This is a genomic window from Actinoallomurus iriomotensis (assembly GCF_030269445.1).
Classification (GTDB): domain Bacteria; phylum Actinomycetota; class Actinomycetes; order Streptosporangiales; family Streptosporangiaceae; genus Actinoallomurus; species Actinoallomurus iriomotensis.
Window position 1 is genome coordinate 111,262 of sequence record NZ_BSTJ01000007.1, and the last position, 17,899, is coordinate 129,160.

At 69.8% G+C, this 17,899-nt stretch carries 21 protein-coding genes; 19 read left to right on the forward strand and 2 right to left on the reverse strand.

What is annotated here, in order from left to right:
- Positions 1–117: 117 nt before the first annotated feature.
- The 5 genes from QSK37_RS27145 to QSK37_RS27165 all read left to right on the forward strand — a co-directional run bounded on the left by QSK37_RS27145 (position 118) and on the right by QSK37_RS27165 (position 5,627).
- Positions 118–2,331 carry an MMPL family transporter gene (locus tag QSK37_RS27145; protein ID WP_285626404.1) on the forward strand — a complete coding sequence of 738 codons (2,214 nt, stop codon included), beginning with the start codon at positions 118–120 and terminating at the stop codon, positions 2,329–2,331.
- A 175-nt stretch (positions 2,332–2,506) separates the two neighbouring features.
- Positions 2,507–2,731, forward strand: coding sequence for a 50S ribosomal protein L31 (gene rpmE, locus QSK37_RS27150; RefSeq protein ID WP_285579632.1), 225 nt, complete (start codon positions 2,507–2,509; stop codon positions 2,729–2,731).
- Between the two features lie 91 nt (positions 2,732–2,822).
- Positions 2,823–3,878, forward strand: coding sequence for a peptide chain release factor 1 (gene prfA, locus QSK37_RS27155; protein ID WP_285626406.1), 1,056 nt, complete (start codon positions 2,823–2,825; stop codon positions 3,876–3,878).
- Positions 3,879–3,889: 11 nt separating this feature from the next.
- Complete coding sequence (prmC, locus tag QSK37_RS27160; protein WP_285579636.1) at positions 3,890–4,753, forward strand: peptide chain release factor N(5)-glutamine methyltransferase; 864 nt, start codon at positions 3,890–3,892, stop codon at positions 4,751–4,753.
- 43 nt (positions 4,754–4,796) lie between these two features.
- Positions 4,797–5,627, forward strand: coding sequence for an L-threonylcarbamoyladenylate synthase (locus QSK37_RS27165; protein WP_285626409.1), 831 nt, complete (start codon positions 4,797–4,799; stop codon positions 5,625–5,627).
- Here the strand turns inward: QSK37_RS27165 and QSK37_RS27170 are convergent.
- Positions 5,621–6,007, reverse strand: a complete 387-nt coding sequence (locus QSK37_RS27170) for a hypothetical protein (RefSeq protein ID WP_285626412.1) — start codon at positions 6,005–6,007, stop codon at positions 5,621–5,623. The two genes, QSK37_RS27165 and QSK37_RS27170, sit on opposite strands and share 7 nt — an antisense overlap.
- Before the next feature lie 251 nt (positions 6,008–6,258).
- Here QSK37_RS27170 and QSK37_RS27175 point away from each other — a divergent pair, with 251 nt between their 5' ends.
- The 14 genes from QSK37_RS27175 (at position 6,259) to QSK37_RS27240 (ending at position 17,194) form a co-directional block, all read left to right on the forward strand.
- Positions 6,259–6,519 (forward strand): hypothetical protein, encoded by a 261-nt coding sequence (locus QSK37_RS27175; protein WP_285626415.1) that lies wholly within the window; start codon positions 6,259–6,261, stop codon positions 6,517–6,519.
- 153 nt (positions 6,520–6,672) lie between these two features.
- Positions 6,673–7,821: a glycosyltransferase family 4 protein gene (locus QSK37_RS27180; protein WP_285626419.1), complete on the forward strand. Its 1,149-nt coding sequence runs from the start codon at positions 6,673–6,675 to the stop codon at positions 7,819–7,821.
- Between the two features lie 107 nt (positions 7,822–7,928).
- Positions 7,929–8,357, forward strand: a complete 429-nt coding sequence (locus QSK37_RS27185; RefSeq protein WP_285579646.1) for a Cg1360 family ATP-synthase-associated protein — start codon at positions 7,929–7,931, stop codon at positions 8,355–8,357.
- A gap of 150 nt (positions 8,358–8,507) precedes the next feature.
- Positions 8,508–8,636 (forward strand): hypothetical protein, encoded by a 129-nt coding sequence (locus QSK37_RS27190; RefSeq protein ID WP_349497992.1) that lies wholly within the window; start codon positions 8,508–8,510, stop codon positions 8,634–8,636.
- Positions 8,637–8,718: 82 nt separating this feature from the next.
- The gene (gene atpB / locus QSK37_RS27195) at positions 8,719–9,507 is read left to right on the forward strand and encodes a F0F1 ATP synthase subunit A (protein ID WP_285579649.1); all 789 of its coding nucleotides are present in this window, start codon (positions 8,719–8,721) and stop codon (positions 9,505–9,507) included.
- A 67-nt stretch (positions 9,508–9,574) separates the two neighbouring features.
- Complete coding sequence (atpE, locus tag QSK37_RS27200) at positions 9,575–9,814, forward strand: ATP synthase F0 subunit C (protein WP_285626421.1); 240 nt, start codon at positions 9,575–9,577, stop codon at positions 9,812–9,814.
- A 38-nt stretch (positions 9,815–9,852) separates the two neighbouring features.
- The gene (locus tag QSK37_RS27205; protein WP_432705609.1) at positions 9,853–10,410 is read left to right on the forward strand and encodes a F0F1 ATP synthase subunit B; all 558 of its coding nucleotides are present in this window, start codon (positions 9,853–9,855) and stop codon (positions 10,408–10,410) included.
- Positions 10,411–11,226: a F0F1 ATP synthase subunit delta gene (locus tag QSK37_RS27210; RefSeq protein ID WP_285626427.1), complete on the forward strand. Its 816-nt coding sequence runs from the start codon at positions 10,411–10,413 to the stop codon at positions 11,224–11,226. It begins immediately after the preceding gene.
- Between the two features lie 35 nt (positions 11,227–11,261).
- Entirely contained in the window at positions 11,262–12,899 is a 1,638-nt protein-coding gene (atpA, locus tag QSK37_RS27215) for a F0F1 ATP synthase subunit alpha (RefSeq protein WP_285626430.1), read from the forward strand.
- 3 nt (positions 12,900–12,902) lie between these two features.
- A complete protein-coding gene (locus QSK37_RS27220) occupies positions 12,903–13,826 on the forward strand; it encodes a F0F1 ATP synthase subunit gamma (protein ID WP_285626433.1) in 924 nt (307 codons plus the stop codon).
- Positions 13,827–13,834: 8 nt separating this feature from the next.
- Entirely contained in the window at positions 13,835–15,274 is a 1,440-nt protein-coding gene (atpD, locus tag QSK37_RS27225; RefSeq protein WP_285626436.1) for a F0F1 ATP synthase subunit beta, read from the forward strand.
- Positions 15,275–15,300: 26 nt separating this feature from the next.
- Positions 15,301–15,690 carry a F0F1 ATP synthase subunit epsilon gene (locus QSK37_RS27230; RefSeq protein ID WP_285626438.1) on the forward strand — a complete coding sequence of 130 codons (390 nt, stop codon included), beginning with the start codon at positions 15,301–15,303 and terminating at the stop codon, positions 15,688–15,690.
- Between the two features lie 34 nt (positions 15,691–15,724).
- On the forward strand, positions 15,725–16,162 hold the full coding sequence (locus QSK37_RS27235) for a DUF2550 domain-containing protein (protein WP_285579657.1): 438 nt from the start codon (positions 15,725–15,727) through the stop codon (positions 16,160–16,162).
- Between the two features lie 51 nt (positions 16,163–16,213).
- The gene (locus QSK37_RS27240) at positions 16,214–17,194 is read left to right on the forward strand and encodes a HEAT repeat domain-containing protein (RefSeq protein ID WP_285626440.1); all 981 of its coding nucleotides are present in this window, start codon (positions 16,214–16,216) and stop codon (positions 17,192–17,194) included.
- Here QSK37_RS27240 and QSK37_RS27245 read toward each other — a convergent pair.
- Entirely contained in the window at positions 17,191–17,784 is a 594-nt protein-coding gene (locus QSK37_RS27245; protein ID WP_285626442.1) for a cob(I)yrinic acid a,c-diamide adenosyltransferase, read from the reverse strand. The genes QSK37_RS27240 and QSK37_RS27245 overlap by 4 nt on opposite strands.
- Positions 17,785–17,899: the final 115 nt, after the last annotated feature.

Here is a 17,899-nt window from a genome sequence, read left to right on the forward strand (position 1 = left end):
GGCCAGGGACCGGCCGGGGGTGTCACTGGCACCACCCCGGGAGGGGGTCTGAGCGGCTGGGGCGGGCCATCGCGGATTCCTAGCGTCTTCGGCGAAGCCCAAAGTCGGGAGACGCTCATGAGAAGCCACGTTCGCGGACGTCATGCCCCTCCGTCGTCCTTCGCCGCCCGGATCGGCGGCTGGAGCGTGCGGCACCGCAAGACCGCGATCATCGGCTGGCTGCTGTTCGTGATCGCCGCCAGCGTGATCGGCGGAATGGCCGGCCAGGCCAACATGAAGCCCTACGAGAACGCCGCGGGCGACTCCGCCCGCGCCCAGAAGATCCTCTACGACGCCGGGATCAAGGACCCGGCCGGCGAGATGGTGATCGTGCACAGCCGTACGCCCGGCGCCTGGCGTGACGCGGCGAAGGACGTCTCGGCCGCGGTACGGGCCACGGGCCTCGTCGGTACGGTCGCACCCGCCGTGACCTCCGCGGACGGGCGGGACGGCCTGGTGCGGTTCACCATGACCGGCGACCCGGAGACGGCGGCCGACCGGGTCCAGCCGGTCCTGGACGCCGTCGGCCGGGTGCGGGCCGCCCACCCGGAGGTGACGATCGGCCAGTTCGGCGACGCCAGCGGGGGCAAGTGGCTGAACGACGTGCTCAGCAAGGACTTCGCCCGCGCCGAGTGGACCGGGGTGCCGCTCGCCATCGGCATCCTGCTCGTGGCGTTCGGCGCGCTGCTGGCCGCCCTGCTGCCGGTCGGGCTCGCGCTCACCGCGTTCGTCGCGGCGAACGGGGTGCTGGCCGTGGCCAGCCACGCGTTGCACCTGTTCGACACGACGAGTTCGGTGATGCTGCTCGTGGGGCTGGCGGTCGGCGTCGACTACTGCCTGTTCTACATCCGCCGGGAGCGCGACGAGCGCGCCGCGGGCCACGACAGGCAGACCGCGCTGCGCATCGCCGCCGCGACGTCCGGCCGGTCGGTGCTGATCTCCGGTCTCACGGTGATGCTGGCGATGGCGGGCATGTTCCTGTCCGGGCTGCTGCTGTTCAACGGCTTCGCGCTGGCCACGATCCTGGTCGTCTTCATCGCGATGCTCGGCTCGGTGACCGTGCTGCCGGCGCTGCTGTCCCTGCTCGGCGACAAGGTCGAGCTCGGCCGCATCCCGTTCCTGGGCCGCCGCCGCGGCCGCCGCGCCACGAGCGGAGGCGTGTCGGCGGCCGTCCTGCGACCCGTGCTCGCCCGTCCGGCGATCTTCGCGGTGCTGGCGGCGGTCGTCATGCTCGTCCTGGCCGCGCCGACCCTCGGCATGCGCACCCAGCAGCTCGGCCTGGACCAGGAGATGCCCAAGGGCACCCCCACGCTCGAGGCCTACCAGCACATCTCCACGGCGTTCCCCGGTGGACCGGCGCCCGCCAAGGTGGTGCTCAAGGCCGCCGACATCCGCTCGCCGGAGGTACGGAAGGCCATCTCCGCGCTGAAGAGCCGGACCGGCCACGACGGGGAGTTCCGCGCACCGGCCACCGTGACCACCCATGCGCGGCAGAACGTCGCCGAGATCGCCGTGCCGCTCGCCGGCGACGGCAGGAACGCGACCTCCCGGCACGCCCTGAAGACGCTGCGGGAGCAGATCGTGCCCGCGACGGTCGGGGCGGCCGGGACGGCGTACGTGACCGGTGAGCTCGCCGACTCGGTCGACTTCAACGACCAGCTGAACGCCGACATCGTGCCGGTCTTCGTGTTCGTGATGATCGTGACGTTCGTCCTGATGCTGATCTCGTTCCGGTCGCTGACGGTCGCGATCACCTCGATCCTGCTCAACCTGCTGTCGGTCGCGGCGGCGTACGGCGTCATGGTCGCGGTCTTCCAGCACGGCTGGGGCGCGGGCCTGTTCGGCACCGAACCGGTGGGGGCGGTCGAGGGATGGATGCCGCTGTTCGTCTTCGTGGTGCTGTTCGGCCTGTCGATGGACTACCACGTGTTCGTGGTGTCGCGGATCCGCGAGGCGCGCGACCGGGGCCTGCGGACCCCGGACGCGGTGGCGCACGGCGTGCGTTCCAGCGCGGGCGTCGTCACCTCCGCGGCGGTGATCATGGTGGCCGTCTTCGCGGTCTTCGCGACGCTGTCGATGCAGGACATGAAGCAGATGGGCGTGGGCCTGGCGGTGGCCGTGCTGCTGGACGCGACCGTCGTACGCGCGGTGCTGCTGCCGTCGGTGATGGCCCTGCTCGGCGAGCGCAACTGGTACCTGCCGCGCTGGCTCGGCCGGCTGCCCCAGGTGTCCCACGGCGAGGAGCCGGCGCCTCCCCGCGCGGAGCGCAGCGCGGTGCCGGTGGGGCGCTGAACCGGCGGGTCCCGGCCGGGCACGGGGGCGCCGGCCGGGCCGCGTCGGGCGGGGGAATGCGCGGTGGCCTCGGCATGTTGTGCTATCTGGCACACTGGTACGCGCTGCGGTACCGGTTCACATCCCCGGATCCCCCGGGTGATGACCCGGCGACCGCCTGAAGCGAGGAGAAGTAGTGAAGCCTGACATCCACCCGAGCTACGGCGTCACCACCGTGACGTGCACGTGCGGGAACACCTTCCAGACCCGGAGCACCGCGGAGAACGGCGCGATCCACGCCGATGTCTGCTCGAACTGCCACCCGTTCTACACGGGCAAGCAGAAGATCCTCGACACCGGTGGCCGCGTGGCCCGGTTCGAGCGGCGGTTCGGCAAGAAGGCCGCGGGCAACAAGAAGTAGCCAGACGTCCCACGCCGGCCGGAGAGGCATTTCTCCGGTCGGCGTCGGCCTGTCTGCCCCGTGCCCGTCCAGCGCCTGACCAGGACATGACGTGAACCTCGACGATCTGACCAGCGAATACGCCGACATCGAAAAGCGGCTCGCCGACCCGGCCGTACATGCGGACCAGGCCGAGGCGCGCCGTCTCGGCAAGCGCTACGCGGAGCTTCGGCCGGTCGTCGAGGCGGCACGTGACCTGACGGCGGCCCAGGACGACGCGGAGACCGCGCGCGAGCTGGCGGCCGAGGACCCCGCGTTCGCCGAAGAGGCGACCCAGCTCGACCGGCGCATCGAGGAGCTGGAGGAGACCCTCCGGCGGCTGCTCGTGCCGCGCGATCCCAACGACGACAAGGACGTCATCCTCGAGATCAAGGCCGGTGAGGGCGGCGAGGAGTCCGCGCTGTTCGCCGGCGACCTCCTGCGGATGTACCTCCGCCACGCCGAGCGCATCGGCTGGAAGACCGAGATCATCGACGCCCAGCCCTCCGATCTCGGTGGTTACAAAGACGTCACCGTGGCGGTCAAGTCCCGCCCGTCCACCGAGGGCGTGTGGGCCCGCCTGAAGTATGAAGGCGGAGTGCACCGCGTCCAGCGCGTTCCCGCGACCGAGTCCCAGGGCCGCATCCACACCAGTGCGGCGGGCGTGTTCGTCATGCCCGAGGCCGAGGACATCGACGTCCAGATCGACCCGAACGACCTGCGCATCGACGTGTTCCGCTCCAGCGGCCCCGGCGGCCAGAGCGTCAACACCACCGACTCCGCGGTCCGCATCACCCACCTGCCGACCGGCATCGTCGTGTCGTGCCAGAACGAGAAGAGCCAGCTCCAGAACAAGGAGCAGGCGATGCGCATCCTGCGGGCCCGGCTGCTCGCCGCCGCGCAGGAGGAGGCCGACGCCGCCGCGGCGGCCGAGCGCAAGAGCCAGGTGCGCACGGTGGACCGATCCGAACGGGTCCGCACCTACAACTTCCCGGAGAACCGCATCTCCGACCATCGTGTGGGCTACAAGGCCTACAACCTCGACCACGTGCTCGACGGTGACCTGCACAATGTCATCCAGGCACTGGTGGACGCCGACATGGAGCACAAGCTCGCCCAAGCGACCTGACCTGACATGACATGAGCCATCTGCTCTCTGACGAGATCGCCCGCGCGACGGCACGCCTGGCCGCCGCGGGGATTCCGTCGCCCCGGGCCGACGCCGAGGAGCTGGCGGCCTTCGTGCACGGCGTCAAGCGCGCCGAGCTGCACACGGTGCCGGACGCCGCGTTCGACGCGCGGTACTGGGCGGGCATCGCCCGGCGCGAGGCCGGTGAGCCGCTGCAGCACATCACGGGCCGGGCGTTCTTCCGCTACCTGGAGCTGCGGGTGGGGCCGGGCGTGTTCGTCCCCCGGCCCGAGACCGAGGTCGTCGCCGGCTGGGCGATCGACACGCTGCGCACGATGGACGTCGGCGACCCGCTCGTCGTGGACCTCGGTACGGGGTCGGGAGCCATCGCCCTGTCCATCGCCCAGGAGGTCCCGCGAGCGCGCGTCCACGCGGTCGAGAAGGACCCCAAGGCCTATGTCCACGCGACGCGCAACGTCGAGGAGCTGGACGAGCGCGGCCGGGTCCGGCTGCACCTGAGCGACTTCGCCGACGCGCTGCACGACCTCGACGGCACCGTCGACCTGGTGGTCAGCAATCCGCCGTACATCCCGATGTCGGAGTGGGAGTACGTCGCGGAGGACGTCCGCGACTTCGACCCGCCGTCCGCGCTGTGGGGCGGCGGCGACGACGGCCTCGACGCGATCCGCGTGGTCGAGCGCACCGCGCGGCGGCTGCTGCGCCCCGGCGGCTGGGTCGCGGTCGAGCACAGCGACCTGCAGGGCAACCCCGTCTACTGGATCTTCGCCGAAGAGCACGGCTGGCGCGACATGCGCAACCACAAGGACCTGACCGGCCGCGACCGCTTCGTCACCGCCCGCCTGGGTCTTGACTGAACCCCCGTGAGCAGGACTCCGCGGCGGTGGGAGAATGGCGGCCGTGAGCCGAAGCTATGACTGCTCAGAGCCGATGGAACGCACCCGGGGGATCGCCGAGGCCGTCTCGGCGGTACGGCGCGGCGAGCTGATCGTCCTGCCCACCGACACGGTCTACGGGATCGGTGCCGACGCCTTCACGCCCGCGGCGGTGAACGCGCTGATGGAGGCCAAGGGGCGTGGCCGCGACATGCCCTCCCCGGTGCTGGTCGGCTCGGTGCGCGCGGCCCAGGCGCTCGTGGAGGACTTCGGCACGTACGGGCAGGACCTCGTGGACGAGTTCTGGCCGGGTGCCCTCACTCTCGTCTGCCGGGCCAACAGCACGCTCGCCTGGGACCTCGGCGACGCCAAGGGCACGGTCGCCATCCGCATGCCGCTGCACCAGCTCACGCTGGAGCTGCTCAAGGAGACCGGGCCGATGGCGGTGAGCAGCGCCAATCGCTCCGGCGCCCCGCCGGCCCGCACCGTGGCCGACGCGGAGGCGCAGCTCGGCGACTCGGTCGAGGTCTACCTCGACGACGGGCCGAGCGGCGATGGCGCGCCCTCCTCGATCGTCGACCTGACCGGAGCGGTGCCGCGCCTCCTGCGCGCCGGCGCCATCTCCGAGGCACGGCTCCGCGAGGTGTGCGGCGTCCTGCTCAGCGACGAGGACGAGCCCGAACCGACCGAGTCCGCCGAAACGTCCGACAAGACCGAGGAGCCCGCCAAGGCCGAGGAGCCCGCCAAGGCCGGTGATCCGGTCAAGGACGGGGAGTCCGCCAAGGCCGACGAGCCGGTCAAGGAAGAGACGGCGAAGGCGGAGCGGTCCGGCGACGCGGACAAGCCCGCTCAGTAGCGACGGCGCCAGCCGCCGCACTTGCCGATCCGGAATCTCTTCTTCCGCCAGCGGCCGACGCACTCCTGGGCGTACAGGTGGCCGGTGTTCGCCGAAACGACGGTGTGCCACCGCCGCCTCGGCCCCCCGTGGCGCAGCGCCACGACCCGTACGGCGGCCCGGTGGCGTCCGGTGAAGGTGAGGCGTACCGCGGGGTCACGGCCGGCCTTCTCCGGGCCTCTGAGGAAGAACGACAGCGTCACCTTCGCCGGGCGCCTGCGGTAGACGCCGAAGGCGTCCACGCCGGGCAGGCCGGCCGAGCGCCAGAAGCCGCTGTCGGCGCGGGCCGCGGGCGTGACCGGCGGGAGCGTGGTCAGCAGCACGCCGGCCACGAGAGTCATCGCGACACGCCGCATCGGCCCCCCAAGGTCGTCTCCTCCGGGCGGAAGACGGCGGCCCGGGCACCCCGGTTTCTTCCCGCGGAAGACGCCGGTCAGCGGCCGTGCGGGACACGGCTGGGCGGCACGTGACGCATTCGTGACCACCGCGCACAAACCAATGCGGTCGCGCACGGATCTAACCGGTCAGGACGGCGCCTTCCCCGACTCCCGTCGCGGGAGGGAGCAGGAGCGCCGACGCGTATGGAGGAGCGATGTTCACCGTGAAGCCGAACCCTCAGCCGGGCGACGGCGCGCTCGCCCGCCACCGCGAAGGCGCGGAGCCGGTACGTGAGTGCCGATGGACGCCCGGGCCCGCGGCGGCGCGCTCGCGCGAGGCCGGCCGGGACGTCGGCCGTGTCGTACAGCTCGACGCGTGGATCGGTCCCGCGGCGGAGCTCGATGGCGCCGGGCGCGGAAACGAACGCGCCGACCAGCCGGATTCCCGTCGCCGCTCCGGCGAACACCCGCGCTGAGCTGCGGCGTCGCCTGTGATATCGCCGAAACGTGACGAGGCGGTCGCGCACGGTGATACCTGTGGGACGGCGCTCCCTGGTGGGCCGGGAGCAATAGAGTTGGTGCCCGGTCGGTAACGGGTGGCAAGCAGCGCGTCGCATGGAGGTGGACGAGTGAGGGAGTACATCCTCACCTTCCTGACGGGCGCGATCGTCACCTACCTCCTCGTGCCCCTGGTGCTGAAGATCGCCATCTGGTTCAAGGCCATGACCCCGGTGCGCGACCGCGACGTCCACGCGATCCCGACGCCCCGGATGGGCGGCCTGGCGATGTTCGCTGGCATGCTGGCCGCCCTGCTCATGGCCTCGCGCCTGCCCCACCTGCACAAGGTCTTCACCGAGAGCCCGACCTGGATCGGCCTGCTGTCGGCCGGCGGCCTGCTCGTCGTGGTCGGCATCGCCGACGACCGGTGGGAGATCGACGCGCTGACCAAGATGGCCGGTCAGGTCGCCGCGGCCGGCCTGCTGATCATGAACGGCGTCCAGATCTCCTGGATCCCGCTGCCCGGCGCGACCTTCGTGCTGCCCCCGTCGTACGGGGTGCCGCTGACCATCATCGTCGTGGTCGCCACGATCAACGCGGTGAACTTCATCGACGGGCTCGACGGCCTCGCCGGGGGCATCGTCGGCGTGTCGGCCATGGCGTTCTTCCTCTACGCCTTCCTGGTCACGGTCGTCGTCCACCTCGACCACCAGTCGGCGCCGGCGCTGATCGCGGCCGTTCTGGCCGGCATGTGCGCCGGCTTCCTCCCGCACAACTTCAGCCCGGCCCGGATCTTCATGGGCGACACCGGCTCGATGCTGATCGGGCTACTGCTCGCCACCTCGATGATCACCGTCTCCGGGTTCGACCCGGTCGCGCTGCGCGGGTCGATCAACCGGTTCCCCACGATCCTGCCGCTGATCCCGATCGCGATCCTGGTCGTGCCGTACGCCGACATGCTGATGGCCGTGGTCCGGCGCTCCTACGACGGGCGGTCGCCGTTCGCGCCGGACAAGAAGCACCTGCACCACCGGCTGTTGGACCTCGGCCACTCGCACCGGGGCGCGGCCCTGGTCATGTACCTGTGGACGGCGCTGTTCTCGTTCGGCGTGGTGGCGCTCTCGGCGGTCAAGTCACCGCTGATCGTGCTCAGCGTGGCGAGCCTGGTGGCGATCGCGGCGCTGGTCGTGATGGCCTTCCCTCAGCTCCGGCCGCACGGGCGCCGACGTCGCGGGACGGCGGAGCAGCAGTCTGATCACCGACCGCGACAACCTGCCTGAACTGCGCACTTTGCCATAACTTGACGCGGAAACCAGGGTCTGAGAAGCTTGTGATATCTTTCACGAGCGGCAAGTAGCCAACACAGTGTGAACACCCCGGAGCACTCATGCAGTCCACCGACGCCCGGATCCTCCGTGGCGCCGCGATCCCCACAGGCCTCGCAGGGCTCGTCGCGATCATCGCCGGCCTCCTGTTCGCAGGAGGCAAGGGCGCGTTGGGCGCGGCCATCGGGGTTGCCCTCGTACTCGTATTCTTCACCCTCGGCATGCTCGTCGTCAGCTATGTCTCGAGATTGTCGCAACAACTTGTGATGATGGCCGGGCTGCTGGGTTATCTCGTCAAACTGGTGGCGGTGTTCGCGCTGGTGGCGGCGCTCAACCATGTGACGGTATGGAACGCGCACGTCTTCGGCTGGACTGTGCTCTCGCTCACTATCGTCTGGCTCGCCGCCGAGGTGAATGCCACGATCAACGCCCGCACGCCGTACGTCGAATCAGGCCACGCATCCCGTGACCTCGGCAAACCGGGCACATGATGACATTGGACTACTCCAATATGACTATGCGGCGGGTAGCCTGCTATCGTCCGGAGCGCGATGACTGGAAATGGGCGTCTGCCCACCGAGTCGGAAGACCGCGAGTTCGCGAACGCCGTGTCGGCCGCCCCCGCCACTATTCTGGCTGGGATGCTGGTCTTCGGCGGCGTGGGCTGGCTCCTCGCTCGCTGGCTGGACGTCACGGCGCTGCTACCCGTCTTCCTGGTGCTGGGCCTGGTCTTCGCTGGATACCTGGTCTACGTCCGCTACGGCCGCTGAGCGCGCCGAGCGGAGCCGTGGCCCACCGAGACGACAGCAAGGTTGCCGCCTTGATGAGCTACGACCGCGAAAGGAAAACCGGGTGAGTGCCCCGCACATCCTCGCCAAAGACTTCGAAGCCCCGGGACTCGGCCTGTTCCAGTGGAAGCCCCTCTTCCACATAGGTCCGTTCGCCGTCGCCAAGCCGATCGTGCTCTGCGCCCTGGTGATGATCATCGTCATCGCCTTCTTCTGGGCCGCCTTCGCGAAGCCGAAGCTCGTGCCCCGCGGCTGGCAGAACGTCGGCGAGGTCGCGTACATGTTCGTCCGCGACGAGATCGGCCGGCCGTTCCTGGGCAAGGACTCGGAAAAGTGGATGCGTCTGCTGATCCCGGTGTTCTTCTTCGTGTGGCTCGGCAACCTGATGTCGGTGGTGCCGGTGGCGCAGTTCCCGGTCAACTCCCGCATCGCGTTCCCGCTCGTGTTGGCGGTCCTGATCTACCTGACCTTCTGGGTCGTGGGAATCAAGAACCAAGGCTTCTTCGGCCTGCTGAAGAACGCGACGATGCCGCCCGACCTCCCCTGGGCGCTCTACATCATCGTCATCCCGATCGAGTTCGTCTCGACGTTCTTCATCCGGCCGTTCACCCACGCCGTGCGGCTCTTCGCGAACATGTTCGCCGGTCACCTGCTGATCGCACTCTTCGCGACCGTCGGCTTCCACTTCCTCTGGGAGAAGGTCACCCCGCTCGGCTTCGGGGTGGGCGTCCTGGGTGCGGTCCTGACGATCGTCATGACCGCGTTCGAGCTGTTCATCCAGGCGGTGCAGGCGTACGTCTTCACGCTGCTCGCCGCCTTCTACATAAGTGCCGGACTCTACTCCGACCACTGAGACCCGACCGCGAACGTCAACACGTGACCGGCGGAGACGACCGCCGGCCTAGCGAAAAGGAATCCGAATGTCTTTCCTCGCCGAAGCCACCACCAACATCAACCCCGGCCTCAAGGCGATGGGCTACGGCCTGTCCGCCATCGGCCCGGGCATCGGCGTCGGCATCGTCTTCGGTCAGGGCGTCAACGCCATCGCCCGCCAGCCGGAGCTGACGAGCACCATCCGCACGAACATGCTGCTGGGCTTCGCCTTCAGTGAGGCGCTCGCCCTGATCGGCCTGGTCGCGCCGTTCATCTACACCTCCTGACCGAGGTCCGACTCTGACGGAAGGCTGTGCACGCCATGATGTTGGCCGAACACGCCGCCGGGTTCGTCGCCGCCGCGGAGAAGAACCCGAACCCTCTGCTCCCCGACGCGGCCGAGATGATCTTCGGCACGATCGCGTTCCTCATCGTGCTCTTCGTCCTCGGCAAGATGCTGATCCCGCGGATCCAGCAGACCCTCGCCGAGCGCACCGACGCGATCGAGGGCGGCATCAAGCGGGCCGAAGAGGCGCAGGACGAGGCCCAGCGGGTGCTCGAGCAGTACAAGGAGCAACTCGCCGAGGCGCGGCACGAGGCCGCTCGTCTCCGCGAGGAGGCCCGCGAGCAGGGCGCGCAGATCATCGCTGAGATGCGCGAGCAGGCTCAGACCGAGGCGCAGCGCGTCATCGACCAGGCGCACGCCCAGATCGAGGCCGACCGCCAGCAGGCCTTCACGCGGCTGCGCACCGAGATCGGTGAGCTGGCCGTCGACCTGGCGAGCCGCATCGTGGGCGAGTCCCTTGAGGACGAGGCCCGCCGGCGCGGCACCGTCGACCGGTTCCTCGACCAGCTCGAGGACCGGGCACGGGCGGAGGCCTAGATGAGGGGCGCGAGTAGGGCTTCGCTGGCAGAGGCCGGTGAGCGGTTCGAGGCCGTGCTGTCGGCGGGTGACGCCGGCGCGATCGGCGACGAGCTGTTCGCGGTGCTGCGGCTGCTCGACCGTGAGCACGTGCTCCGGCGGGCGCTCGCGGACCCGGCCCGGCCGGCCGACCAGCGGGCCGGGCTCGCCTTGGCGGTGCTCGACGGCAAGGTGTCTCGCCCGGTCGCCGAGTTCGTCGCCGAGCTCGCACGACTGCGGTGGGGACGCTCGATCGACCTCACCGACGCGATCGAGCGGTTCGCCGTGGTCGCGGAGGTGGCGAGCGCTGAGGCGGCGGGCCGGCTCGACGACCTCGAGGACGAGCTGTTCCGCTTCGGCCGCATCGTCGAGGCGCAGCCGGAGCTGCGCGGCGTGCTCGTCGATCATCGCGTGTCGGGTGAGCGCAAGGCCGTGCTGGTGACCGAGCTGCTGGAGGGCAAGACGACCCCGGCGACGTTGCGGCTGGTCACCGAGGCGGTGACACATGCCCGAGGACGTAGTCTGGAGCGTGTGCTCGCGGAGTTCGGTCGCATCGCCGCCGAGCGTCGCAACCGCCTGATCGCGGTCGTCCGGACCGCGGTGGACCTGAGCGAGCAGCAGAAGGCGCGGCTCAACGCCGTGCTCTCGGCGCAGTACGGCCGCGATGTTCAGCTGAACATCGAGGTTGATCCCTCCGTTTTGGGTGGAATGTCCATCCGAGTGGGGGATGAGGAAATCGACGGCACCATCGTGCGCAGGCTGGGCGACATCCGCCGGCGCATCGAGCGGGCGAGCTGACCAAGCATCGAACTCACGGAGAGAGACGAAGAAGAATGGCGGAGCTGACGATCCGGCCGGAGGAGATCCGGAGTGCGCTCGAGCGCTTCGTCCAGGCGTACGAGCCGGAGGCGGCCGCGAGCGAAGAGGTCGGGACCGTCGTCGAGTGCTTCGACGGCATCGCCTTCGTCGAGGGTCTTCCCTCGGCCATGGCGAACGAGCTTCTTGAGTTCGAGGACGGCACGCGCGGCATCGCGCTGAACCTTGACGTTCGGCAGATCGGTGTCGTCATCCTGGGCGATTTCTCCACTATCGAAGAAGGCCAGCAGGTCCGCCGCACCGGCGAGGTCCTGTCGGTCCCGATCGGCGACGGCTACCTCGGCCGCGTCGTGGACTCCCTCGGCAACCCCATCGACGGCAAGGGCCCGATCGAGACGAGCGGTCGCCGCGAGCTCGAGCTGCAGGCGCCCGGCGTCATGCAGCGCCAGCCCGTGAGCGAGCCGCTGCAGACGGGCATCAAGGCGATCGACGCCCTCACGCCGATCGGCCGTGGCCAGCGCCAGCTGATCATCGGTGACCGGCAGACCGGCAAGACCACCGTCGCGATCGACACGATCCTGAACCAGAAGCAGGCGTGGGAGAGCGGCGACCCGAGCAAGCAGGTGCGCTGCATCTACGTCGCCGTCGGCCAGAAGGGCTCGACGATCGCGCAGGTGCGGGCCACGCTGCAGGACGCCGGCGCGCTGGAGTACACCACGATCGTGGCGGCGCCGGCCTCCGAGCCCGCGGGCTACAAGTACATCGCCCCCTACACCGGCTCGGCCATCGGCCAGCACTGGATGTACGAGGGCAAGCACGTCCTGATCGTGTTCGACGACCTGTCCAAGCAGGCGGAGTCCTACCGCGCGATCTCGCTGCTGCTGCGGCGCCCGCCGGGCCGCGAGGCGTACCCCGGTGACGTCTTCTACCTCCACTCGCGTCTGCTGGAGCGCTGCGCGAAGCTCTCCGACGACCTGGGCGCCGGTTCGATGACGGGTCTGCCGATCATCGAGACCAAGGGCAACGACGTCTCCGCCTACATCCCGACCAACGTCATCTCCATCACGGACGGGCAGGTCTTCCTGGAGACCGACCTGTTCAACCAGGGTGTCCGCCCGGCCATCAACGTCGGTATCTCGGTGTCCCGCGTCGGCGGCGCCGCGATGACCAAGGCGATGAGGAAGGCCACGAGCAACCTGAAGCTGTTCCTGTCGCAGTACCGCGACCTGGAGGCGTTCGCGGCGTTCGCGTCCGACCTCGACGCGGCCTCGCGCGCCCAGCTCGACCGCGGCGCCCGCCTGGTCGAGCTGCTCAAGCAGCCGCAGAACGCCCCGTTCCCGATGGAGGAGCAGGTCGTCTCGATCTGGGCCGGCACCACCGGTGAGCTGGACGAGGTGCCGATCGAGGACATCCGTCGCTTCGAGGCCGAGTTCCTCGACTACATCAAGCGCACCGACAGTGGCCTGCTCGAGACGATCCGGGAGACCGGCAAGTTCGAGGACGACACCGCGACGAAGCTCAAGGATCTCATCTCCGAGTTCAAGAAGGGCTTCGAGACGACCAGCCACGGTCTCCTGGTGCAGGAGGAGACGGTCGAGGCGATCGACGCGGAGGACGTTGAGCAGGAGAAGATCACCCGCGTGAGGAAGAAGTAGCCGATGGGTGCCCAGCTTCGGGTCGTACGGCGCCGCATCGCCTCGACGAAGTCGATGGCGAAGATCACGCGTGCGCAGGAGCTCATCGCCTCGTCGCGGATCGTCAAGGCACAGCAGCGGGTGCGGGAGTCGGGGCCGTACGCCCGGCAGATCACGCGGGCCATCTCCGCGCTGGTCAGCCACAACGTCGGCGTCAGCCACCCGCTCCTGGCGGAGCGGCCCGAGAGCAAGCGGGCCGCGGTGCTGCTGATCACGAGCGACCGCGGCTTCGCCGGCGGCTACAACGCCAACGTCATCCGTGAGGCCGAGGGTCTGATGACCCTGCTGCGGGAGCAGGGCAAGGAGCCCGTCCCGTACATCGTCGGACGCAAGGGTGTCGGCTGGTACCGCTTCCGCGAGCGTGAGTACGCCGAGGAGTGGACCGGGTTCAGCGACAACCCGCGGTTCGAGAACGCCGAGACGATCGGGCGCACGCTCGTCGAGGAGTTCGGCAAGCCGGTCGAGGAGGGCGGCGTGGGCGAGATCCACGTCGTCTACACCGAGTTCGTGTCCATGCTGACGCAGACCGCCCAGGTGCACCGTCTGCTGCCGCTGGAGATCGAGGAGGCCGAAGACCTCCCCGAGGAGCAGCGGAGCCACGGCGCGCTGCCGGCGTACGACTTCGAGCCGTCGGCCCAGGCCGTCCTCGACGCGCTCCTGCCGAACTACATCGAGAGCCGGATCTGGCACATGCTGCTCCAGGCGGCCGCGTCCGAGCACGCCCAGCGCCGGCGGGCCATGAAGTCGGCGACCGACAACGCCAACGATGTGATCCAGAACCTGACGCGGGTGGCCAACCAGGCTCGCCAGGCCGAGATCACGCAGGAAATCAGCGAGATCGTCGGTGGCGCGAACGCGCTGGCCGAGACGTCCGCGGGGAGTGAGTGAGAGCCACCATGACTGCTTCGGTTGAAGAGACCGCCACCTCCACGGCGACGGGTCGCGTCGCCCGTGTCACGGGTGCCGTCGTCGATGTCGAGTTCTCCGTCGACACGATGCCCGACATCTACAACGCACTGCACATCAACGTCACGCTCGGCGGCCAGGAGCGCAAGCTGACCCTGGAGGTCGCCCAGCACATCGGCGACAACATGGTCCGCGCCATCTCGCTCCAGCCGACCGACGGCGTCGTCCGCGGCGCCCCGGTGATCGACACGGGTGCGGCCATCTCGGTGCCGGTCGGCGACGGGGTCAAGGGCCACGTCTTCAACACGATCGGCGAGTCCCTCGACGTGCCGACCGCCTCGCTGGAGGTCACCGAGCGCTGGCCGATCCACCGGCACGCGCCGGCGTTCGACCAGCTCGAGAGCAAGACCGAGATCCTCGAGACCGGCATCAAGGTCATCGACCTGCTCACCCCGTACGTCAAGGGCGGCAAGATCGGCCTGTTCGGCGGCGCGGGCGTGGGCAAGACGGTGCTCATCCAGGAGATGATCACCCGTGTCGCCCGTAACCACCGGGGCACCTCGGTGTTCGCGGGCGTCGGCGAGCGCACTCGTGAGGGCACCGACCTGCTGCTGGAGATGGAGGAGGCGAACGTCCTCAAGGACACCGCCCTCGTCTTCGGCCAGATGGACGAGCCGCCGGGCACCCGTCTGCGGGTGGCGCTGTCCGCGCTGACCATGGCGGAGTACTTCCGCGACGTCCAGAACCAGGACGTGCTGCTGTTCATCGACAACATCTTCCGGTTCACCCAGGCGGGTTCGGAGGTCTCCACGCTGCTGGGCCGTATGCCCTCCGCGGTGGGTTACCAGCCGACCCTCGCCGACGAGATGGGCGAGCTGCAGGAGCGGATCACCTCGACCCGCGGTCACTCGATCACCTCGATGCAGGCGATCTACGTGCCCGCGGACGACATCACCGACCCGGCGCCGCACACCACGTTCGCGCACCTCGACGCCACCACGGTGCTCTCGCGTGCGATCACGGAGAAGGGCATCTACCCTGCGGTGGACCCGCTCGACTCCACGTCGCGGATCATGGACCCGGTCATCCTCGGCCAGGAGCACTACGACGTCGCCCAGGAGGTGAAGCGGATCCTTCAGCGCTACAAGGAGCTGCAGGACATCATCTCCCTGCTCGGCATCGACGAGCTCTCCGAAGAGGACAAGGTCACGGTGGAGCGGGCGCGCCGCATCGAGCGGTTCCTGTCCCACCCGATGTACATGGCCGAGGCGTTCACCGGCCAGGTCGGCGAGAACGTCCCGCTGAGCGAGACGATCGCGTCCTTCAAGGCGATCACCGAGGGTAAGTACGACCACCTGCCGGAACAGGCGTTCTTCATGGTCGGCGGCATCGAGCAGGCCGAGAAGAAGGCCCAGGAGCTCCAGAAGTAGCTCAGAGCCGTTCGGAGGAGAACGAAGTGGCAAAGCTACGCGTGGAGCTGGTCTCGCCGGAGCGCGAGATCTGGGCCGGCGAAGCCGATATGGTCGTGGCCAAGACCATCGAGGGTGAGATGGGCATCCTGCCCGGCCACGCGCCGGTCCTCGGCGTGATGGTGGACGGCAGCGTGGTGCGCATCCACCCGTCCGACGGCGGTGATCCCGTCGCGGCGATGGTCTCCGGCGGGTTCTTCTCGGTCGCCTCCAACGAGGTGTCGGTACTCGCGGAGTACGCCGAGCTGGGCGGCGAGATCGATGTCCGCGCCGCCCGCGAGGAGTACGAACGCGTGTCGGCGCAGGAGGGCGAGGAGGCCGCCGCGGCGCAGCGCCGCGCGCGGGCGCGGCTGAGGGCCGCCGGCCAAGAAGTCTGATCGGCACCGATCTCCGCGGGGGAAGCAGGGGGGAGTGGGCGGGCACCTGGCACTCGATGTGGGGGCGGCCCTTGCCGCCGCCCTGCTGGCGGTCATCGTCGTGTTCGCCATGCTCTCGGTACGACGCTGGCTGCTCGAACGCCGTGGCGGCACGGTGGAGTGCAGCCTGCGCGAGCCGGACGGCCGCGGCGTGTGGCGGCTGGGCATCGGCCGCTACAACGGTGACGAGTTGCTCTGGTTCGCGATCTTCGGTTTTCGGTTCAGGCCCCGGCGGGTGGTTCACCGCCGGGGCCTCGTCGTCGCCGGCCGCCGCACGCCGAAGGCCGAAGAAGAGGCCGCTCTCCAGCCGGACACGGGCATCGTCGAGGTACGCGACGACGGGCTCACCGTCGAGCTCGCGATGAGCGGCGCCGCCCTGACCGGCTTCCTGGCCTGGCTGGAGGCCTCCCCGCCGGGCTCGTCGCTCAACTGAGACGCCGGAAAACCGCTGGCATCAGGGCGCCCGGCCGGTGAGGATGCCGGGGTGGAGGATCTGGTCGGCCGGGCCGTCGAGCTGGCCCGAGACGTCGGGGACGACGACTACACGCCCGTCTGGGCGGTCCTCGGCGAGATGGCGCAGGACGGGCCGGCGTCGCTCCTGGCCGGCGTGGACCTGCTCGCCTCACCCGATCCGGTGGTCCGCGCGGTCGGGTGTGACCTGCTGGGCCGCGCCAGTGAACGGCACGAGACGGTCCGCGCGGACGCCGCGTCCGCACTGCTCACTCTCGCGCCGTCCGAGACCGATGTCGACGTGCTCTGGTCGATCGCGCAGGCCCTCGGCAGCACATTCGACCACCGGGCCGAGCCCGTCCTGGTCTTCCTGTCCGCGCATCCGGACCCCGACGTCCGCCTCAAGGCGGCCCAGGCACTGCCCTCGATGCCGGCCGGAGAGGCGGTGGCCGGCGCGCTGATCCGGCTCACCGCCGATCCCGATCCGCAGGTACGGAACTGGGCGACCTTCGGCCTCGGCAGCCAGACCGACGCCGACACGCCCGCCGTACGGGAGGCGCTCTGGGCACGGGTCGGCGACGACGGCGAGGACGTGCACGCCGAGGCGGTCTTCGGACTGGCGCGGCGGCGCGATCCCCGGGCCACCGCCCTCGTCATCGAGCTCCTCGACGCGGAGCAGGGCATCTATTCGTGGGGGCTGGAGGCCGCCGCGTGCCTGCGCGACCCGGCGCTGCTGCCGCACCTGGCCGGGTACGACGCGGCCTCTGCTCCGGTCGCGACGGCATTGCGGGAGTGCGACCCGGCGGCACGGCTGCGGCGGGACGACTTCGCCGCGGCGCTGCTCGACGCCGTGTACGACCGGAGCCCGGCGGCGGACCCCACGGTGTTCTCCACGCTGCTCGAGACGGGGCTCACGCTGCGGACGACCGGCGCCGGAGGCACACTCATCTGGTCGGTGGAGGCCCTGATGGAACGGGCCGGAGGCGACCCGCACCGGGCGGCGGGCGAGCTCTAGCGTTCGCCGCCGGGTTTCCAGAGGATGTCGCCGGTCTCGGCGTTGGCGAGGCGGCCCAGGATGAACAGCAGGTCGGACAGGCGGTTGAGGTAGCGGGCGGTCAGCGGGTTCATGTCGTCGTGCGCCTCGAAGGCCGCCCACGTCGAGCGCTCCGCCCGCCGTACGACCGTGCGGGCCACGTGGAGCAGCGCGCCGCCCGGCGTGCCGCCCGGCAGGATGAAGCTGCGCAGCGTCGGCAGGCCCTCGTTGTGCTCGTCGCAGTCCGCCTCCAGCCGGGTGACGTACTCCTCGGTGACCCGCAGCGGTGGGAACTCCGGGCTCTCCACGACCGGCGTGCACAGGTCCGCGCCGACGTCGAACAGCTCGTTCTGCACCCGCCGCAGGACGGCGGCGATCGCGCCGGGCAGGCCGCCGAGGGAGATCGCCGCGCCGATCGCGCTGTTGGCCTCGTCGACGTCCGCGTACGCGACGAGCCGTGGGTCGGTCTTGGCGGTACGGCTCATGTCGCCGAGGTTGGTCGTGCCGTCGTCACCGGTGCGGGTGTAGATCTTCGAGAGCACGACCGGCTGGTCGTCGCGGTCCTTGGCCATGTCACCCACCCTAGAGAATCGATTCGCCGGTGTAGGCAACGTCGGGTGGCGTCTGGTGCGTCTTCCCAGGTGACAGCCGTTCCGTAGCCGTTCGCGCGGGCCGGCCTGACAAGTG

Bases quoted from the DNA above. Each gene is read 5' to 3' on its own strand.
- QSK37_RS27145 (WP_285626404.1), top strand. From the start codon at position 118: ATGAGAAGCCACGTTCGCGGACGTCATGCCCCTCCGTCGTCCTTCGCC.
- prmC (WP_285579636.1), top strand. From the start codon at position 3,890: ATGAGCCATCTGCTCTCTGACGAGATCGCCCGCGCGACGGCACGCCTG.
- QSK37_RS27170 (WP_285626412.1), bottom strand. From the start codon at position 6,007: ATGACTCTCGTGGCCGGCGTGCTGCTGACCACGCTCCCGCCGGTCACG.
- QSK37_RS27175 (WP_285626415.1), top strand. From the start codon at position 6,259: ATGTTCACCGTGAAGCCGAACCCTCAGCCGGGCGACGGCGCGCTCGCC.
- QSK37_RS27185 (WP_285579646.1), top strand. From the start codon at position 7,929: ATGCAGTCCACCGACGCCCGGATCCTCCGTGGCGCCGCGATCCCCACA.
- QSK37_RS27190 (WP_349497992.1), top strand. From the start codon at position 8,508: ATGCTGGTCTTCGGCGGCGTGGGCTGGCTCCTCGCTCGCTGGCTGGAC.
- atpE (WP_285626421.1), top strand. From the start codon at position 9,575: ATGTCTTTCCTCGCCGAAGCCACCACCAACATCAACCCCGGCCTCAAG.
- QSK37_RS27205 (WP_432705609.1), top strand. From the start codon at position 9,853: ATGTTGGCCGAACACGCCGCCGGGTTCGTCGCCGCCGCGGAGAAGAAC.
- QSK37_RS27210 (WP_285626427.1), top strand. From the start codon at position 10,411: ATGAGGGGCGCGAGTAGGGCTTCGCTGGCAGAGGCCGGTGAGCGGTTC.
- atpA (WP_285626430.1), top strand. From the start codon at position 11,262: ATGGCGGAGCTGACGATCCGGCCGGAGGAGATCCGGAGTGCGCTCGAG.
- QSK37_RS27220 (WP_285626433.1), top strand. From the start codon at position 12,903: ATGGGTGCCCAGCTTCGGGTCGTACGGCGCCGCATCGCCTCGACGAAG.
- atpD (WP_285626436.1), top strand. From the start codon at position 13,835: ATGACTGCTTCGGTTGAAGAGACCGCCACCTCCACGGCGACGGGTCGC.
- QSK37_RS27245 (WP_285626442.1), bottom strand. From the start codon at position 17,784: ATGGCCAAGGACCGCGACGACCAGCCGGTCGTGCTCTCGAAGATCTAC.